The sequence below is a fragment of the Microcystis panniformis FACHB-1757 genome (assembly GCF_001264245.1).
GTDB lineage: Bacteria > Cyanobacteriota > Cyanobacteriia > Cyanobacteriales > Microcystaceae > Microcystis > Microcystis panniformis.
Genome location: NZ_CP011339.1, coordinates 1,644,256 through 1,660,395, shown reverse-complemented (window position 1 = coordinate 1,660,395; position 16,140 = coordinate 1,644,256). Strand labels below are relative to the sequence as shown.

Sequence of the window (16,140 nt, the reverse complement as noted above, 5' to 3'; positions counted from 1 at the left end):
TCCCCCACTAACCCTACGGGTGTAACGGGGGAGGAATGCCAACATTCAAGGTGACAAGGGCAATTCTTGTCGGAGGGCAGATAAAAGTTTATGCGGATGGCGAGACTCGAACTCGCAAGGCGTAAGCCACACGCCCCTCAAACGTGCGTGTCTACCAGTTCCACCACATCCGCTTGATTTTAGCTTAACCACTATAGCACAGAAAAAAAATAATCTGCAAGCAACTTTTAAAAATTACTGCCGCACAACTTTCGCACCACCTGAGTTAGTACGGATAAACCTTTTAGGGAACCTTGAATCAAATGGAAGGCTGGGACAGGACGGATTAACATTTGTCGAGCTAGGGGCAATGGTCGCAGCTGACCTTGATTATCAATTGCCGGGGCTAAATCGGGTAAATCCTGTGTCACCTCATCGCTAATCACGCGCACCATTGCCACTTTTTGCCCCCGTAAAGCCGCTAAAATCCTTGCTCCTTCCATATCGACCACTTCATAGCCCCCTTGTCCTAAACGTCGTTTTTCCTCGGATCGGCTAATCAGGCGATCGCTGGTTAAACCTTTAACAAGACTATATCCGGTTAATTGGGCGATTTCTGCGGTTATTTCCGGTTCGCACTGCCAATAATTCCCCGTTTCCGCGCCACAACCTTGATAGATTACCCCATCTCCGACCCGATAGCGATCGCTGAGACTGCCCGCTAATCCCATCAGCACAATTTTTCCCGCGAACTTATTAAGAAACTCTAGAGATTGCCTAGAGACTGGGGAACTGTCGAGGAATTCTGGAGCGCCAAGGTTAATGGGGATAATTTGCGGGGCTAAATCGCCGATTTTTCTTAATCCTCGGCGGATTGAGCTATGCTCGGCCCCCCGGGGAACGAGAATAATATCTTCAGGTGTGAGCATGAAATTTTTGAGAAAGTTTCCTAATTAGTCCATTGAGATGTTATAAATAATAGTAGTGAACTAATTAGGAATAATTCTTAAGTAAATGGCCCTGCCACTGACTGGGCGATTGTCTTTCTCACCATGAAAAAGTCTGTCATTCTGCGTTTATCCGAGGTTAACAAGCGTTTTCCTGCTTCTCCTACTCTAGCTGTTGATAATATCAGTTTTAGTTTAACAGAGGGCGAAATTCTCGGATTATTGGGCCCGTCGGGCTGCGGTAAAACTACTCTGCTGCGGATGATTGCGGGATTTGAAAAACCATCTCAAGGAGTGATTGAATTGGGAGGGCGAATAGTTGCCGACGAAAAAACCTTTATTCCCCCGGAAAAACGCAATACGGGCATGGTTTTTCAGGATTACGCTCTTTTTCCCCATTTAACTATCGCTGAAAATATCGCCTTCGGGTTAAAAAATTCTGGGGAGAAATTATCGAGCAGAGCTATTAACGCTAGAGTGGCGGAAACTTTAGATTTAGTCGGACTGCAAGGACTAGAAAAACGTTATCCCCATCAGCTATCGGGAGGACAACAGCAAAGAGTCGCCCTTGCCCGCGCTTTAGCCCCAAAACCCTCTTTAATCCTCTTAGATGAACCTTTAAGTAATCTCGATGTCCAGGTACGGCAACGGTTACGGCACGAGATCCGTCATATCCTGAAAGCGACTGGTATCTCGGCCATTTTTGTCACCCACGACCGGGAGGAAGCAATGGTGATCAGTGACACAATTGCGGTCATTTGTCAAGGAAAATTAGAACAAATTAACAATCCCGAAGAAATTTATAGTCATCCGGCCTCGCGATTCGTGGCTGAGTTTGTCACCCAAGCTAACTTTCTCCCCGCTAGACGGAAGGGGGAACAATGGCAAACCGAGATAGGACTCTGGACAATTCCTGATGGTCAAGATTTGGACAAAGGGGAATTGATGCTGAGAGAGGAAGATGTCAAAATTAAGCCGGATGAGACGGGAGAGCTAGTTATTTGCGATCGCCAATTTTTGGGGCGGGAATACCGTTATTGTCTGCTAACGGCTACCGGCAGCCAAATCCACGCTAGAACAACGATTAACACCCAATTAGACATCGGTACAAAGGTAAAACTATCGATTATTCCCGATAGCGTCCGTGTATTTGCTGACTGATAACTGATACTAAATCCTGTTTAAGGGGTGTAGGGTGTGGGGTGTGGGGTGTAGGGTGTAGGGTGTGGGGTGTGGGGTGTGGGGTGTGGGGAGCTTTTTCAGTAAAAAGGCAGCTCCGAGCTTATCGCTTAATACTATTGACTGATAACTTACCCACTGATAACTTACCCACTGATAACTGATAACTGATAACTGATAACTGAGCCAAGGCTGATGGCTAATATTGATATCGATCGCGATTTAGGACTAGGGTGGCATTTTTAGCGACAAAATCAATAATTTTTTTGGCCACATCCACACCAGTGGCCGCTTCTATTCCTTCCAAACCCGGAGAGGAATTCACCTCGATAACCACAGGCCCATGATTAGACCGTAATAAGTCCACACCCGCAACCCGTAAACCCATGGCTTTAGTGGCCCGTATAGCCGTACTGCGTTCCTCCGGGGTTAATTTTATCTTTTCTGCTTTGCCACCGCGGTGAAGATTAGAACGAAAATCCCCTTCGGCCCCCTGTCGCTTCATCGAGGCTACCACTTTTCCATCGATGACAAAACAGCGCAGATCTGACCCACTGGCCTCTTTAATATACTCTTGTACTAGAATATTAGCTTCTAATTGCCGAAAAGCTTCAATAACTGACTTGGCTGCTTGGTCGGTTTCCGCTAAAACTACGCCAATACCTTGGGTTCCCTCTAATAATTTAATCACTAGAGGGGTGCCGCCGACGGTTTCGATTAAACCATCGATATCTTGAGTTGCGTGAGCAATTCCCGTCACCGGTAAACCTATCCCTTCCCGAGCGAGGATTTGCAGACAACGCAATTTATCCCGCGACCGAGAAATTGCTTGCGAGTCGTTGGCAGTAAAAACATTCATCACCTCGAATTGTCGGACGACTGCGGTTCCATAGAAGGTTTTTGAGGCGGCAATACGGGGGATAATCGCGTCGAAACTCTCCAAGGGTTTACCGTTATAGACAACCGTGGGTTTATGGGAGGTGATGTTCATATAACAGCGCAAATAATTGATCACTCGTACCTCATGGCCTTGAGCTTCTCCCGCTTCTTTCAGTCGCTTGGTAGAATAAAGAGAAGCGTCTTGCGATAAAATAGCGATTTTCATAAATTTTCGCTTAAATATTGCTTTTACAACTGAATAGCTCTTTATTTTCCCATATTGACTTTTTTGGCTGGCAACTCATAAAATTTCTGTTCTCGATCGAAGTCCATCGATCATTATGGCGCTGACAGTTCCCTTTGAACAGTTGGGTTAAATGAAAAGTAAAAAGGATCAAGCTTAAGACTAGATTTGTTTTTGTCTTCAGGCTAAGTTTAAGTAGCTGGTTATAATTAAATTAAAAATGGATTTTAGGTTCGATCCCCCCTGCCCCCCTTAATAAGGGGGGTGCCGATAGGCGGGGGGATCTACCCTTAATAAGGGGGGTGCCGATAGGCGGGGGGATCTACCCTTAATAAGGGGGGTGCCGATAGGCGGGGGATCTACCCTTAATAAGGGGGGTGCCGATAGGCGGGGGGATCTACCCTTAATAAGGGGGGTGCCGATAGGCGGGGGGATCTACCCTTAATAAGGGGGGTGCCGATAGGCGGGGGATCTACCCTTAATAAGGGGGGTGCCGATAGGCGGGGGGATCTACCCTTAATAAGGGGGGTGCCGATAGGCGGGGGATCTACCCTTGATAAGGGGGGTGCCGATAGGCGGGGGGATCTACCCTTGATAAGGGGGTGCCGATAGGCGGGGGGATCCCCCCTGCCCCCCTTGATAAGGGGGGTGTCTGAAAACTTTTAACACCTACCTACTTAAGTTATAGTTTTAAGTATTTAATTGACTAACAAAGACTAGAGAAGGAGCAAAGGGAAAAAATGTCAATTAATCAATACAATTTTGTCACGGTTTTGCTACTAGGGATGATTGATCGGTTAGAATGATAAGGCGATCAACGATAACAATTATGACTTTACTAGCGAAATCTTTAGAGGAACTGACCGACTGGGTAAAAGACCAGGGACAACCCGCTTATCGGGGTAAACAATTACACCAATGGCTATACGAAAAAGGGGTGCATTCTTTGGCGGATATTTCCGTATTCCCCCAAGAATGGCGCAGCAAGCTGGCGGATTATCCTATCGGTCGTTCCCTTATAAATTATCGCAGTGTAGCACCCGATCGCACTCGTAAATATCTGCTAAAACTGGCCGATGGTTTAATTATCGAAGCGGTGGGAATTCCTAGTGAAAAAAGATTGACAGTCTGTGTTTCTTCCCAAGTGGGTTGCCCGATGGCCTGTGATTTTTGTGCCACGGGAAAAGGGGGTTTTACTCGTAATTTAAAAGCCTATGAAATCGTTGACCAAGTATTAACAGTACAGGAGGATTTTCAACAGCGAGTTAGTCATGTGGTGTTTATGGGGATGGGGGAACCTTTATTAAATATTCCCGAAGTGGTGACAGCGATTCATTCCCTGAATCAAGATGTGGGGATCGGTCAGCGTTGTTTAACGATTTCTACGGTGGGATTACCCCAGAAAATCAAGCAACTAGCCGAACATAATTTGCAAGTAACTTTTGCTGTTAGTCTCCATGCTTCTAATCAACAAGTTCGAGCTAAATTAATCCCCAGTGCCGACCATTATCCCCTAAGTAATCTGATCCAAGACTGTCAGGAATACGTTCAAATCACGGGACGAAGAGTGACATTTGAATACATTCTTTTAGCGGGAGTAAATGATTTACCCGAACACGCAAGGGAATTAGCCAAACTGGTGAAAGGGTTTCAATCTCACGTCAATCTCATCCCCTATAATCCCATTCAGGAGGTGGATTATCAACGGCCTGATGAAAAAAGAATTAAGGCTTTTAAAACTATTTTAGAACAGGAAAAAGTCGCCGTTACTGTCCGTTATTCCAGAGGTTTAGCGGCCGATGCGGCCTGTGGACAATTGCGATCGAGCGTCATGGTACAATAAACAGGCGTAAATCGGCCATTAACTAGCGTTGGCTGAATAAATCTAAAAACCTTGTTGGTTAAGACTTTTAGACTTTGGGGAAATCAAAAAGTGCCAGCCATTGGAGGGATCGGGGGGAAATTTCAGGGGAAAAGTGCCTTAAAATAGAACCCTACACCCTACACCCCACACCCTGGCCCCACGAGAAACTTTTTGCCGCAAACCCTAACTAGATTGCTAGTCTCCCTGCTAGGCTAAACTAGAGAACTATAACATCAATGTAGGAGCCATTTCGATGCAAAGTCTCTCTAGTGCCAAAGAAAACCGCCTTTTTGTCTATGAAGTCGTCGGTTTGAGTCAAAATGACAAGACTGATAACCTAGATTATTCTATTCGTAAGAGTGGCAGTGTCTTTTTAACCGTTCCCTATAGCCGCATGAATCAAGAAATGCGTCGGATTACCCGTTTAGGCGCTCGCATCGTCAGCATTAAACCCTTAAACGCTGCTGCGGCCGAGTAGTTCATAAAATAATTATTGCTAATATCTGTCCCCCGCTCTTGTCCTCATCAGGTCAACCAGGGGGATTTCTAGCATAAATGGGCAAAAGTAACATAAATCTTAATAAAAAGTAAAATGCTGCAAATGTAACAGATTTTAACCAGAGACTTGACCTATCCTATCCAAAAGGATAAAAGCGATGTCTGTGGTTTTTTTAAGATAACTCTCAATTAGGCCTAGGTGTAGTGTACCGATGATAGGCTAAACTATGGAACGATTATCGTGACTTGAGTTGGGAGTTATATTTAATGTACAGTCCGAGTACACTAGCGGGAAACCGTTTATTTGTTTACGAAGTGGCGGGTCTCAATCAAAACGACAATACTGACAGCTTGGATTATTCAATCCGTCAGAGTGGAAGCGTGTTTTTCACGGTTCCCTACAGTCGCATGAATCAAGAAATGCGTCGGATTACCCGTTTAGGTGGTCGTATCGTCAGCATCAAACCCTTCAATGGGATTGCCCCCGTAGCAACTGTTTCTAGTGCCTCCACACCACAGCCAATCGCTCAATCATCGCCCGTCCCCGAACAGACCAAGAAAAAGGCCATGACTCAAGCGAAAGAAAAAACAGATATCCCCGTCAACATCTACCGTCCGAATCAACCCTTTATCGGCAAATGTATCGAGAATTATCCTCTCGTTGATGAGGGGGGTATCGGCATCGTACAACACGTCACCTTTGACCTTTCCGGGAGCGATTTACGCTATTTAGAAGGGCAAAGTATCGGTATTATCCCTCCGGGTACCGATGCTAATGGCAAACCTCATAAATTGAGACTCTATTCGATCGCCTCCACCCGTCATGGTGATAAATTAGACGATAAAACCGTATCCCTCTGCGTGCGTCAGTTAGAATACCAACATCCAGAAACCAAGGAAACCGTTTATGGAGTTTGTTCCACCCATCTCTGTAATATAGGGGTGGGTGCCGATGTGGCTATTACTGGTCCGGTGGGTAAGGAAATGCTGCTGCCCAGTGATGAAGATGCCACTATCATTATGATGGCCACCGGGACGGGAATCGCTCCCTTCCGAGCTTTCCTCTGGCGGATGTTCAAGGAACAACACGAAGATTATAAATTCAAAGGTCTAGCTTGGTTGATTTTCGGAGTTCCCAAAACGGCCAATATTCTCTACCAAGAAGAATTAGAGAAAATCGCGGCGGAATTCCCCGATAACTTCCGTCTCACCTATGCCATCAGCCGGGAACAGCAAAATCCCCAGGGCGGCAGAATGTATATTCAACACCGGGTAGCCGAACACGCTGACGAAATCTGGAATCTACTCCAAAGTCCCAAAACCCACGCTTATATGTGCGGACTTAAAGGGATGGAAGATGGTATCGACGATGCTATCAGTGGTGCTGCCAATAAAAATGGCACCGATTGGTCTGTCTATCAGAAACAACTGAAAAAAGAACATCGCTGGCACGTAGAAACCTACTAAACCAGAAAGGTTCTCTGAAAATTTTTGCGGGTGGGCATTGTCCACCCTTTTTGTCTTGGCTTCGGTTAAGATAAGTAGCTGGTTATAATTAAATTAAAAATGGATTTTAGGTTCGATCCCCCCTACCCCCCTTAATAAGGGGGGTGCCGATAGGCGGGGGGATCTGAAAGTTTTTAATACCTATCTACTTAGGTTTTTTAAAAGACCTTTAAAAAGATGAAATTCTCTCGACGCTTTTTTCCCGTTTTCCTTGCCCTCTGCCTACTGTTTATTTTGCTGCCCCAGGCCTGGAGTTTTACTAATAGCCAAAAACAAATTCTGGCCGATTTAAAAACAGCCGAGATTATTTATCTGGGGGAAAGGCACGATAGTCAAGCCGACCATCAGGCCCAATTAGCTATTATCGAGTATTTACAGGCTAATAATCCCCAAATAGCGATCGCTTTTGAGATGTTTCAACGTCCTTACCAAATCTATTTGGATCAGTATTTAGCCGGCAAAATTAGCGAAAATCAGTTGAGAGAAAAAAGTGAATACGACCAACGTTGGGGATTTGATTGGGAATTTTACGCCCCGATCCTGCGCTTGGCCAAGGCGAAAAAACTACCAGCTATCGCCCTAAATACACCCACGGAAATCACTAGAAAAGTGGCACGGGAGGGCTTAGAAAGCCTCTCCACCTCAGAAATGACCTACATCCCCCCTAAAAGCGAAATAAACCAGGATAACGAGGAATACCGTCAACAGATCTTAGCCGTTTATGAGCAACACACGGGGGGCAGTAGTCAGGGATTCGATCGCTTTTTTCTGGCACAGGTTCTCTGGGATGAAACCATGGCCGATGCGATCGCTAAATTCTGGCAAGCTCATCCCGAATATCAGATCATCGTCCTAGCAGGAAAAGGTCATATTGCCTACGGTTACGGTATTCCCAGTCGAGTCCAAAGAAGATTAGGCGATCGCGTCAGCCAGCGCTCGGTTTTCTTAGGAGACGCTCCTCAATCATCACCAGCAGAAACCAAAAAACCCGCCGATTATTTTTGGCAAGGGCAAAATTAAGCAAGTCGGAGGTTAGGAAACAAGGGATGATAAGCTAATACCATTTTTCTTTATTCTTGGCAGGTATCTTACCCCTCCTCACCCCCCCGACGTCGGGGGGTGAGGGCAATTAACCATCTCTGTCATTACTTTAGAAAAATGGTATAAGAAGCCAGTCTTTAAATTTCGCAGTTAATTTAGTGGATAATAAGTCTGAAAAACTGAGGCTATTTTATGATTAATTTAACCTGTCAAGATACCGAAACACTCGATCGCATTTTAGCTGTGACTCGTGCCGTCGGTTGGGGTGGTGCTAAAATTCTCCAATCCTACCACCGGGGTGAACAGGATTTAGCCATCAACGAGAAGAAAAAAGGCGGACCAGTGACAGCGGCGGATTTAGCGGCAAATCACTATATTTTAGGGGAATTACAAACAAATTTCTCTGATATCGACTTTGGTTATCTAAGCGAGGAAACCCACCAGGGTAATGAAGCTATCCCGAAAGATTGGGTATGGATTATCGATCCTTTGGACGGAACCCGCGATTTTATCGACAAAACGGGAGAATATGCCCTACATATCGCCTTATGTTATCAAGGAAGACCGATCATCGCCGTGGTTGCCCTACCAGATCAAGAAAAACTCTATTTTGCCCAAAAAGGAAAAGGCACTTTTCTAGAAACTAGCGACGGCAATATTACACAGGTAAAAGTTGCCAATAAAGATAAAATTACCGACCTCTATCTGGTGGTTAGTCGTACCCATCGCAACCAACGTTTTGATAATTTATTAAGTCAAATACCCTTCTTGGATAAAAATTATGTGGGTAGTGTGGGCTGTAAAATTGCCACGATCCTCGAACAAAAATCCGATGTTTATATCTCCCTATCGGGGAAATCGGCGGCTAAAGACTGGGATTTTGCCGCTCCAGAGTTGATTTTAACGGAAGCAGGCGGCAAATTTTCCTATTTTGACGGTCAACCGGTGCGCTATAATCGCGGCGATGTGCGGCAATGGGGGGGGATCATGGCCAGTAATGGTCCTTGTCATCAACAACTTTGTCAGTTGTCCACGGCAATCCTCGCCCAAATTGATGCCACGGTCTAATTTATGCCCCCTAACCGAGAATCAGAGATCGGTAGAATGGAAAAAAACCAGATCGAGCAATGTTACGGTTAAAAACTTGGCAAGGATTGATTTTAGCAGTTCCGATCGCCGCCGTGGTCATCTTTCTGATCGTGGCCGCCAGTTTCCAGATCAATCAATGGGGTTTAAATTGGATTTGGGCAGTTTTTACCCTGATTTTTGTCGCTTGGCGCTTCCTGTTGGTCAAATGGACGCGCCCAGTGGTCGGGGAAATCGAAGCCACCATTGGGGAAATTAAGGCAGAATTAACCCCTCCTGACGGTGATTCCGGGGGCAATGTCGAGGAAATTATCGAGAGGATTATCGTCGAGGCCCGCAATGATCGGCCGGTTTGGGAAGATTGGGCGACTTTTTGGCAACGCTGTCAGGATTTGGTCAGTGCCATCGCTCAGATCTATTACCCCGATGTCAAGTACCCCTTATTAAATATTTACATTCCCCAGGCCTACGGTTTAATTCGGGGAACCGTGGATGATAGCGATCGCTGGATGCAGAATCTTTCCCCGGCCCTGAATCAAATCACCATCGGCCAAGCCTATCAGGCCTACGAAGTTTATCAAAAATTGCAACCCTCGGCCCAGAAACTTTGGCAGGTCTGGAATTGGGCGCAATGGGTAATCAATCCCGCCGCGGCTGTGGCTAAAGTGGCCAGTCAAAAATACAGCGATCGAGCGGATCAGCAATTATTAGTCAATTTAGGGCAAGTTTTGCGGGAAAATGCCCTAAGAAATCTCTCTCGCCAAGCGGTGTTACTCTACAGTGGCAGTAATCTCGCCCCCACTCTCCCCACCAAAACCAAAATCGCCACTACTACTCTCAAGGAAATTCTCGCCCAAGCGGAACCGATCACGGAAATCGATCGCCAACCGGTTAACATTCTGCTGGTTGGACGCACCGGGGCCGGCAAAAGCAGTTTAATTAATACTCTCTTTCGGGCCGATTTAGCCCAAGTGGATCTATTGCCCAGTACCGACGCGATCCAATCCTACCATTGGCAAACCCCAGAAGGGGACGAGTTAATCCTCTGGGATACCCCGGGCTACGAACAGGCAAATCGGGCCGATGATCGGCAAAAGGTTCTTAATTACGCCAAAAACGCCGATTTATTGATTCTGGTAACTCCCGCCCTCGATCCCGCCCTGGCTATGGATGAGGCTTTTCTTAAAGATTTGCAACAAACTATTGACAATTTACCAGTTATAGTCTGTGTTTCCCAAGTCGATCGCCTGCGTCCGCTGCGAGAGTGGCAACCCCCCTATAATTGGCTGACGGGAGAAAGTCCCAAAGAAGTCAATATCCGCGAATGCTTGCAGTATCGGGCGGAATTATTCGAGGATCTCTGCGATCGCATTTTGCCGATGGTCAGTCAACAGCCAGATAGAGAAGCTTGGGGGGATGAGGAGTTATCAATCGCTTTGCTGGGGGCAATTTCACCCGCAAAACAGTTGCGTTTGGCCCGTTTTTTAGCCGATTTAGAAACTCGAACCCTGGCAGCGGCGAAAATAATCGATCGCTATACTTTACAGATGGCCACGGGACAAGGTTTAACGGCCCTATTAAAAAGTCCTATTCTCGGTTTTATCTCCACTTTAGCCACGGGAAGACCGACTTTAGCCTATCTTTTAGCTGAACAAATTCCTGTGGAACAATTACCAGTAGCGATCGGTAAATTACAGATGGCCTACGAGCTTTCTTCTCTCTTAAATACGGAGAATAAAAGTTTTGATTTATTGGCACTTTGGCCAATACTATTAGAAAATTCTAGCACTGCCGACAGGGAAGCTTGGGCCTGGGGTCATGCTCTGGTAGAATATTGGACAAAGGACTTATCGATCGAAAAGTTCCGGTCAAGTTATCAGGGGTATTTAGAGACGGTAAAAACAGGCCTGTAGCCAGATTAATTAAACTAAAACTTTATTCCACTTTAAAAGTATAGGAGAGTGGGGAGGAAAGGTTTCTGGGGTTGAGATTTCTGGCCTTTGTACTAAAATTACCGATTTTGGAAGAGCCAAAGAAGCGCTGGGATCTTTTGGATTGTTAACTTCCCCTGTCTCATTTTTTGAATCACTGGTCATAACTAAACAATTAGTAGTGGTCTCTGTTCATTACCTTTTTGCAGTATTAATTGAGTATCTTCCTCCGTCTCAGTTTTAGCATATAAAGCCATGAGTTTTAATCCTTTGCGAATTACTTCAGACTCTGTTAAGTCTAGCTCTTTAGCTATTTCTTTAAGATATTCAGAGTCCTTTTGACTAAGATTTACTCGAAATTGTCTGGTAGCCATTTTTTTTTGTTAATTTAGTGAATTACTGATTATATCGATGGTGGTATCTGTAAGGTCGAGAAGAGCCATTTTTACCATCGAGGGCTATAGTAGGGTCAATTCATGAACTATAGTAGGGTCAATTCATGAACTATAGTAGGGTCAATTCATGAACTATAGTAGGGTCAATTCATGAACTATAGTAGGGTCAATTCATGAACTATAGTAGGGTCAATTCATGAACTATAGTAGGGTCAATTCATGAATTGACCCTACAGTCTGATTTAAGGGTTGTCATCGTCCTTTCTTATAGATGTCCATAGTAGTCTTCCTTTAGAAACTTAGCATCCTAACTACAGTATCCTATCTTACCCTAATTACACCAGATATGTCAAGCAATCGCACCAGATATGTTAAGTCAACATAAACGAGTCCTGACGGTACTTAATGGGTGCAATAGGTCAAATACCATCGACTTATCGACTTATTTGTTATTAAAATGCTATTTTTCGCAAATTTTAACTAAAATAATCTTAGGTTTTATTCATGCTTAGGTACAACAGGGGGTATAATAGGGTATTTAGTAGGTGGTATTACATATACATATATGCAAGGCATAGCAATGGGTGTAATGTGGGTATATTGTGGGGTTTAATAGATACCACAGTGCTGAGTTCCTATGGTATGATAGTTCCATCAACTTTTAGATAGATAAAAGTATGGCAGACACAACTAAACAAGTGAGTATGCTAGAATTGGAGTTAGAAGATGATCTAATCAGACAAATTGAAGATGTAGCTGATTCTGGTTGTTTTTCAAAAGATGAATTATTACAAAGTATTTTAGAAGCATGGAGATATCATCAAGCCTATATACATAGACTTTAAAATATGGTTCAAATAATCAATATTAAGTAATTCGATTTGAGGATAATGTGGAATGATTACTATCAAATGATTATCTGCTTATTGTTTTGAGCTAACAAAAAATTTTATCACTATTTTCTTGAACAACAGTCTATTAAACTTTCATAACAAGTAACCCTGAGACAATTATCAGTTTTAGCAATTATTGAGATGTTAATTTATTGTAAGCAGAAATAATCGCCGCATTTTCCCAATCATCATCAAAAGGAAGCGCATCGGGATCTGACAAAGCATTAGCCTCGATTTCTGCATTGCTCATCGATTTAACTCGCTCCCAATCGGTTAAATCTTGCCTTTCCTCTTTTGTGTTAACAATCCCCATCTTGGGGGATACTCTCTTGATACTTTCTTCGCTCACGTTCGTTTGCTCTCCTAGCACTAATCAATCGGCAAGTTTCCCCTCTTATAGTATAGACAACATAACAGATTATCCCGTTTAATTGTCCCAGCAAACACATCCTTATTTCTTGGTAATCTTGGCGATTATCTTCTCTGATTAGACAGTGACCATCGAAAATAGGAGGAACAGCCGCAAAATCTATCCCATGCTTCTCTATATTAGAATATCTTTTAGACTGATCCCAGTCAAATTCTCTAAATTGCATAAATAAATCTCCAAAAATTGTCTTTGTAGAGAATTATTCCTATATCTCCTCCTTACCTATCGTTTTGAACGAACAAAAATTTTTATCACTATTTAAACTTCAATAATTTTTTGTTATATCGATAAATTACTAGCCCTAAACGCAGAAATTTTGAAAAAGCGAAGCCTCCGCTTCTACTATAATCAGAGAAGGGTAATTGAGACAATTTCTGCATCACCTTAAATAGCTCTTCAGGTTTTGCGTCCGAGAAAATTAATAATCTGGGGATTAATTTCTTTTGACCAATGTTCTTGGGGATAGTGTTTTGCTTCTGCGAGGGAGATTAATTCCACTCCTGATTTAGTGGCTAATTTTTCGACAGTGACAGAAGATAACCAAGGATCCCCCATTCCCCAGACAAAAAGGATAGGTTTTTCAAAGTTCTCTAAACCTGTCTCAATTTCTGCCATGGTTTTCGATAGGTTTAAATTGCGAATCGTAGCCACTAAAGCGCGACCTACTGCCGAAGTTTTTAGATAAGGTTGACGGAAAATAGCCAGAGCTGCATCACTAATCACAAAACCGCTACCGGTTTCTAAAGTACGATCGACTAATAAGGGATCTTGAGTCGCCATATCTCCGAGGAAAGGTATCCCCCATTGTTTCATTATCCAGGGTAATTTAACATCACTGGAGAGGGGAGTATTTAAGATGATCAAGCGCTCAATTTTATCAGGATTTTCTAGGGCGTATTGTAACCCGACGGAGGCTAAAAAACCCTGGACAATGAGGGAGATTTTCGGCAATTGGAGAGCTTGAATAAAATCGGACAAAGCTTGACAAAAAGCGTTAGGTGTGTAGGCGAAATCTCTGGCATCGGGTTTAGCGGATAAACCGGAACCGATCCAATCGGGGGCAATGGCATTAATGTTATATTCTTCTAAACTGGTCAATAATTCCCGCCAAATATAGCCATGGGCGGGTAAACCATGGAGTAGAATGACGGGGGTTGTGTCCGGTTGTTGAGCGGGGTTAACCTGTCGATAGAACCACTTGAGAGAGCCGACTTCGAGAAAATTTTCTAAAATAGCCATGGTTAATGGGGGATTAACAATCAATAAACCTCTTGCATAATTAATTTTTCAGGGTTCAAAAACGGCAAAAATAAGGATTAAATGGCATAAAGTCTGTAAATAGACCATTTAACTGATTATTACTCCTTCTTAATTCTCCTGACTACTGACTACTGGCTCCTGACTCCTAACCCTAACAACAATTTTTGATTTTTACAAGAGGTCTAATAACCATTGTCTAACGTCTAGGAACCGTCGCACCGGCAATTTTCCCACCCCAGCAGTTAAAGGGAGCTTGCGTCGAGACTTTGTGCTTCTCCGGGGGTTAAGGGTAAATGAAGACCGCATTCTTGTTTTAAACCCTTGAAACGGGTGTCTCGTTCGTTGCTATCATTGGCGGTTAAAGGCCGACTGGAGTGCCAATCGCCCACGGAGACATAACCTAGATCAAAATAGGGATGGTAGGGAAGATCGTATTTAGTCAGATAGTCATAGATGGTTTTGGCATTCCAGTCAAGTATCGGTAATATTTTGTAACGTTCGCCCTGTGGATTGACCCATTGGAGAGTTTTGCGGTGGTCGGTTTGGTCGCGACGTAAACCTGCTAACCAAGCGGTGGCCTTTAATTCCTTCAGGGCCCGTTGCATCGGCTCCACCTTGCGGATTTTGTCGTAGAGATTGAGGGAGTCGAGATCGTTATTTGACCACAATTTACCGTGGATTGCTTCCATGCGGGCGGGACTGAGGGGAGATTGATAAACTTTCAGGTTTAAATGGAGGCGTTGGCTTAAGTCTTCGGCAAATTGATAGGTTTCTGGGGGAAGATAGCCGGTATCGATCCAAATGATGGGAATATCGGGGATAATTGCGGTGACGAGGTGCAACATCACCGCCGCTTGAATGCCGAAACTGGTACTCATCACCAAACCTTCCCCAAAGGTGGCTTCCGCCCAAGCGACGATTTCTGCGGCGTTAGCGGAGTCAAAACGTTGATTAATTGTAGCGAGGTCGAGGGATAGAGGGGAGGAAAAAGACCGGTCGGCAGTGGGGATGAAGGCGGTTTCTAGGGCCCGTGGATGAGGATTAAGCAAGTGTAAATCTGGCATTCTGGCTAAGATTTAAGATATTAGTAGCGGCGGATACTGATAGAGTCCAATCTATCCATTAGGGTTCGAGAATAGAGTCACCTCCATCTCCTCCCCTTGAGAAACGTGGGTGAGACTTTCGCCTCCGACGGCTCCTAGTTTAACTGCTTCATTGTTAGGGATACAGCTTGACAATCGAGGGCCGTTTTATCGAAAATTTGGGTTAAAACCCCGTCGTTTTACGGTTGAGAATCTATATACTGTACTTCTACTATATCTGATGGGGTGAAGTGTGGCCCACACTAGCGACACCCTCCTTTCTCAAAAATCTCTCTGGTTACACTAGGTTAAGCAAGATGGGGAGGAATTGCCGCTAGTTTTTGCAGTTGTTTTTCAATATTGGCCTTTAATTGGGTCCGGGAGATTTCTTTTCCCGTTTGAGCAGTGTGTGCATTTTCCAGAAAAATAATACTATCTACTTTTTCTAGGGCAAATAATTGGAATAAAAGATGGGTTACGGGAATCAGGAGCGTTGATAGGGGTGAATTGGGGGTATTTTGAGCAGATATGGCCATTTTTTCCGTAGCAAAGGCATAGATTACCCTTTTCTCCTGTTGTGGCTGCTGCCGATGGGCTAAAGTGGTCAGCAACCAATCACCCTCGCTATTCTGAAGCACATAGTATTGTAAATGTTTTAACTGTCTGGCCATGGCCGCGAGGACGGGATTAACCGCTTCTTCCATGACCACGGTTGCCAGTCCGTAATTGACCGCTTCTCGACTTAAAATATGCAGTTGTGCCTTTAATTTCATGGCTAATAATGTCTATAAACTAATCGATATTGACCATTCCTACCAGCGATGAGCGGTTTTTCTGCCAGTACAATTTTAGGCGTTGCTGATTTGAGATCTGAATTTTCTTGGCTGGGATTTTTAAAACCTAAACCGAAACTAACTTTGACACGG

17 protein-coding genes and 1 tRNA gene are annotated in these 16,140 nt (G+C 44.3%); 8 read left to right on the top strand and 10 right to left on the bottom strand.

Going from position 1 to position 16,140, the window contains the following annotated elements:
• Positions 1 to 91: 91 nt before the first annotated feature.
• Positions 92 to 173: transfer RNA gene (locus VL20_RS08060), tRNA-Leu, on the bottom strand.
• Positions 174 to 227: 54 nt separating this feature from the next.
• Positions 228 to 908 carry a nucleoside phosphorylase-I family protein gene (locus VL20_RS08055; RefSeq protein WP_052276177.1) on the bottom strand — a complete coding sequence of 227 codons (681 nt, stop codon included), beginning with the start codon at positions 906 to 908 and terminating at the stop codon, positions 228 to 230.
• A gap of 123 nt (positions 909 to 1,031) precedes the next feature.
• Here VL20_RS08055 and VL20_RS08050 point away from each other — a divergent pair, with 123 nt between their 5' ends.
• Positions 1,032 to 2,087 carry an ABC transporter ATP-binding protein gene (locus VL20_RS08050; protein ID WP_052276176.1) on the top strand — a complete coding sequence of 352 codons (1,056 nt, stop codon included), beginning with the start codon at positions 1,032 to 1,034 and terminating at the stop codon, positions 2,085 to 2,087.
• A 217-nt stretch (positions 2,088 to 2,304) separates the two neighbouring features.
• Here the strand turns inward: VL20_RS08050 and rimK are convergent, their stop codons facing one another.
• Positions 2,305 to 3,210, bottom strand: coding sequence for a 30S ribosomal protein S6--L-glutamate ligase (gene rimK, locus VL20_RS08045; protein WP_002772203.1), 906 nt, complete (start codon positions 3,208 to 3,210; stop codon positions 2,305 to 2,307).
• An 847-nt stretch (positions 3,211 to 4,057) separates the two neighbouring features.
• Here rimK and rlmN point away from each other — a divergent pair.
• The 6 genes from rlmN to VL20_RS08015 all read left to right on the top strand — a co-directional run bounded on the left by rlmN (position 4,058) and on the right by VL20_RS08015 (position 11,136).
• Entirely contained in the window at positions 4,058 to 5,071 is a 1,014-nt protein-coding gene (gene rlmN, locus VL20_RS08040) for a dual-specificity RNA methyltransferase RlmN (RefSeq protein WP_052276175.1), read from the top strand.
• Positions 5,072 to 5,345: 274 nt separating this feature from the next.
• Positions 5,346 to 5,570, top strand: coding sequence for a rod-capping linker protein CpcD (locus tag VL20_RS08035; protein ID WP_002772199.1), 225 nt, complete (start codon positions 5,346 to 5,348; stop codon positions 5,568 to 5,570).
• A 287-nt stretch (positions 5,571 to 5,857) separates the two neighbouring features.
• Positions 5,858 to 7,057, top strand: coding sequence for a bifunctional rod-capping linker CpcD/ferredoxin--NADP reductase PetH (gene petH / locus VL20_RS08030; protein ID WP_052276174.1), 1,200 nt, complete (start codon positions 5,858 to 5,860; stop codon positions 7,055 to 7,057).
• A gap of 216 nt (positions 7,058 to 7,273) precedes the next feature.
• Positions 7,274 to 8,116 carry a ChaN family lipoprotein gene (locus VL20_RS08025; protein ID WP_052276173.1) on the top strand — a complete coding sequence of 281 codons (843 nt, stop codon included), beginning with the start codon at positions 7,274 to 7,276 and terminating at the stop codon, positions 8,114 to 8,116.
• A gap of 213 nt (positions 8,117 to 8,329) precedes the next feature.
• On the top strand, positions 8,330 to 9,205 hold the full coding sequence (locus VL20_RS08020; RefSeq protein WP_052276172.1) for a 3'(2'),5'-bisphosphate nucleotidase CysQ family protein: 876 nt from the start codon (positions 8,330 to 8,332) through the stop codon (positions 9,203 to 9,205).
• A 59-nt stretch (positions 9,206 to 9,264) separates the two neighbouring features.
• Entirely contained in the window at positions 9,265 to 11,136 is a 1,872-nt protein-coding gene (locus VL20_RS08015) for a GTPase family protein (RefSeq protein ID WP_052276171.1), read from the top strand.
• Positions 11,137 to 11,145: 9 nt separating this feature from the next.
• Here VL20_RS08015 and VL20_RS31070 read toward each other — a convergent pair whose 3' ends face one another.
• The gene (locus VL20_RS31070) at positions 11,146 to 11,319 is read right to left on the bottom strand and encodes a hypothetical protein (protein WP_158499331.1); all 174 of its coding nucleotides are present in this window, start codon (positions 11,317 to 11,319) and stop codon (positions 11,146 to 11,148) included.
• Between the two features lie 2 nt (positions 11,320 to 11,321).
• Complete coding sequence (locus VL20_RS08010) at positions 11,322 to 11,528, bottom strand: hypothetical protein (protein WP_002762605.1); 207 nt, start codon at positions 11,526 to 11,528, stop codon at positions 11,322 to 11,324.
• Between the two features lie 698 nt (positions 11,529 to 12,226).
• Between VL20_RS08010 and VL20_RS31645 the strand changes: the two genes are divergently transcribed.
• Positions 12,227 to 12,394: a hypothetical protein gene (locus VL20_RS31645; RefSeq protein ID WP_167341541.1), complete on the top strand. Its 168-nt coding sequence runs from the start codon at positions 12,227 to 12,229 to the stop codon at positions 12,392 to 12,394.
• A 181-nt stretch (positions 12,395 to 12,575) separates the two neighbouring features.
• Here the strand turns inward: VL20_RS31645 and VL20_RS08005 are convergent, their stop codons facing one another.
• The 5 genes from VL20_RS08005 to VL20_RS07985 all read right to left on the bottom strand — a co-directional run bounded on the left by VL20_RS08005 (position 12,576) and on the right by VL20_RS07985 (position 15,987).
• The gene (locus tag VL20_RS08005) at positions 12,576 to 12,755 is read right to left on the bottom strand and encodes a hypothetical protein (RefSeq protein WP_052276170.1); all 180 of its coding nucleotides are present in this window, start codon (positions 12,753 to 12,755) and stop codon (positions 12,576 to 12,578) included.
• Positions 12,742 to 13,038, bottom strand: a complete 297-nt coding sequence (locus VL20_RS08000) for a BrnT family toxin (protein ID WP_043995702.1) — start codon at positions 13,036 to 13,038, stop codon at positions 12,742 to 12,744. The genes VL20_RS08005 and VL20_RS08000 overlap by 14 nt, the downstream gene beginning before the upstream one ends.
• A gap of 230 nt (positions 13,039 to 13,268) precedes the next feature.
• A complete protein-coding gene (locus VL20_RS07995; protein ID WP_081417916.1) occupies positions 13,269 to 14,135 on the bottom strand; it encodes an alpha/beta fold hydrolase in 867 nt (288 codons plus the stop codon).
• A gap of 239 nt (positions 14,136 to 14,374) precedes the next feature.
• Positions 14,375 to 15,196, bottom strand: coding sequence for a phosphoadenosine phosphosulfate reductase (cysH, locus tag VL20_RS07990; RefSeq protein ID WP_052276168.1), 822 nt, complete (start codon positions 15,194 to 15,196; stop codon positions 14,375 to 14,377).
• A 326-nt stretch (positions 15,197 to 15,522) separates the two neighbouring features.
• A complete protein-coding gene (locus VL20_RS07985) occupies positions 15,523 to 15,987 on the bottom strand; it encodes a hypothetical protein (RefSeq protein ID WP_052276167.1) in 465 nt (154 codons plus the stop codon).
• Positions 15,988 to 16,140 lie beyond the last annotated feature (153 nt).

What these genes read in the sequence shown, in the direction of transcription:
- rlmN (WP_052276175.1), top strand. Translation starts at nt 4,058, where the DNA reads ATGACTTTACTAGCGAAATCTTTAGAGGAACTGACCGACTGGGTAAAA.
- petH (WP_052276174.1), top strand. Translation starts at nt 5,858, where the DNA reads ATGTACAGTCCGAGTACACTAGCGGGAAACCGTTTATTTGTTTACGAA.
- VL20_RS08005 (WP_052276170.1), bottom strand. Translation starts at nt 12,755, where the DNA reads ATGGGGATTGTTAACACAAAAGAGGAAAGGCAAGATTTAACCGATTGG.
- rimK (WP_002772203.1), bottom strand. Translation starts at nt 3,210, where the DNA reads ATGAAAATCGCTATTTTATCGCAAGACGCTTCTCTTTATTCTACCAAG.
- VL20_RS31070 (WP_158499331.1), bottom strand. Translation starts at nt 11,319, where the DNA reads ATGACCAGTGATTCAAAAAATGAGACAGGGGAAGTTAACAATCCAAAA.
- cysH (WP_052276168.1), bottom strand. Translation starts at nt 15,196, where the DNA reads ATGCCAGATTTACACTTGCTTAATCCTCATCCACGGGCCCTAGAAACC.
- VL20_RS08050 (WP_052276176.1), top strand. Translation starts at nt 1,032, where the DNA reads ATGAAAAAGTCTGTCATTCTGCGTTTATCCGAGGTTAACAAGCGTTTT.
- VL20_RS08035 (WP_002772199.1), top strand. Translation starts at nt 5,346, where the DNA reads ATGCAAAGTCTCTCTAGTGCCAAAGAAAACCGCCTTTTTGTCTATGAA.
- VL20_RS08000 (WP_043995702.1), bottom strand. Translation starts at nt 13,038, where the DNA reads ATGCAATTTAGAGAATTTGACTGGGATCAGTCTAAAAGATATTCTAAT.
- VL20_RS08015 (WP_052276171.1), top strand. Translation starts at nt 9,265, where the DNA reads ATGTTACGGTTAAAAACTTGGCAAGGATTGATTTTAGCAGTTCCGATC.
- VL20_RS08010 (WP_002762605.1), bottom strand. Translation starts at nt 11,528, where the DNA reads ATGGCTACCAGACAATTTCGAGTAAATCTTAGTCAAAAGGACTCTGAA.
- VL20_RS08025 (WP_052276173.1), top strand. Translation starts at nt 7,274, where the DNA reads ATGAAATTCTCTCGACGCTTTTTTCCCGTTTTCCTTGCCCTCTGCCTA.
- VL20_RS31645 (WP_167341541.1), top strand. Translation starts at nt 12,227, where the DNA reads ATGGCAGACACAACTAAACAAGTGAGTATGCTAGAATTGGAGTTAGAA.
- VL20_RS08020 (WP_052276172.1), top strand. Translation starts at nt 8,330, where the DNA reads ATGATTAATTTAACCTGTCAAGATACCGAAACACTCGATCGCATTTTA.
- VL20_RS08055 (WP_052276177.1), bottom strand. Translation starts at nt 908, where the DNA reads ATGCTCACACCTGAAGATATTATTCTCGTTCCCCGGGGGGCCGAGCAT.
- VL20_RS07985 (WP_052276167.1), bottom strand. Translation starts at nt 15,987, where the DNA reads ATGAAATTAAAGGCACAACTGCATATTTTAAGTCGAGAAGCGGTCAAT.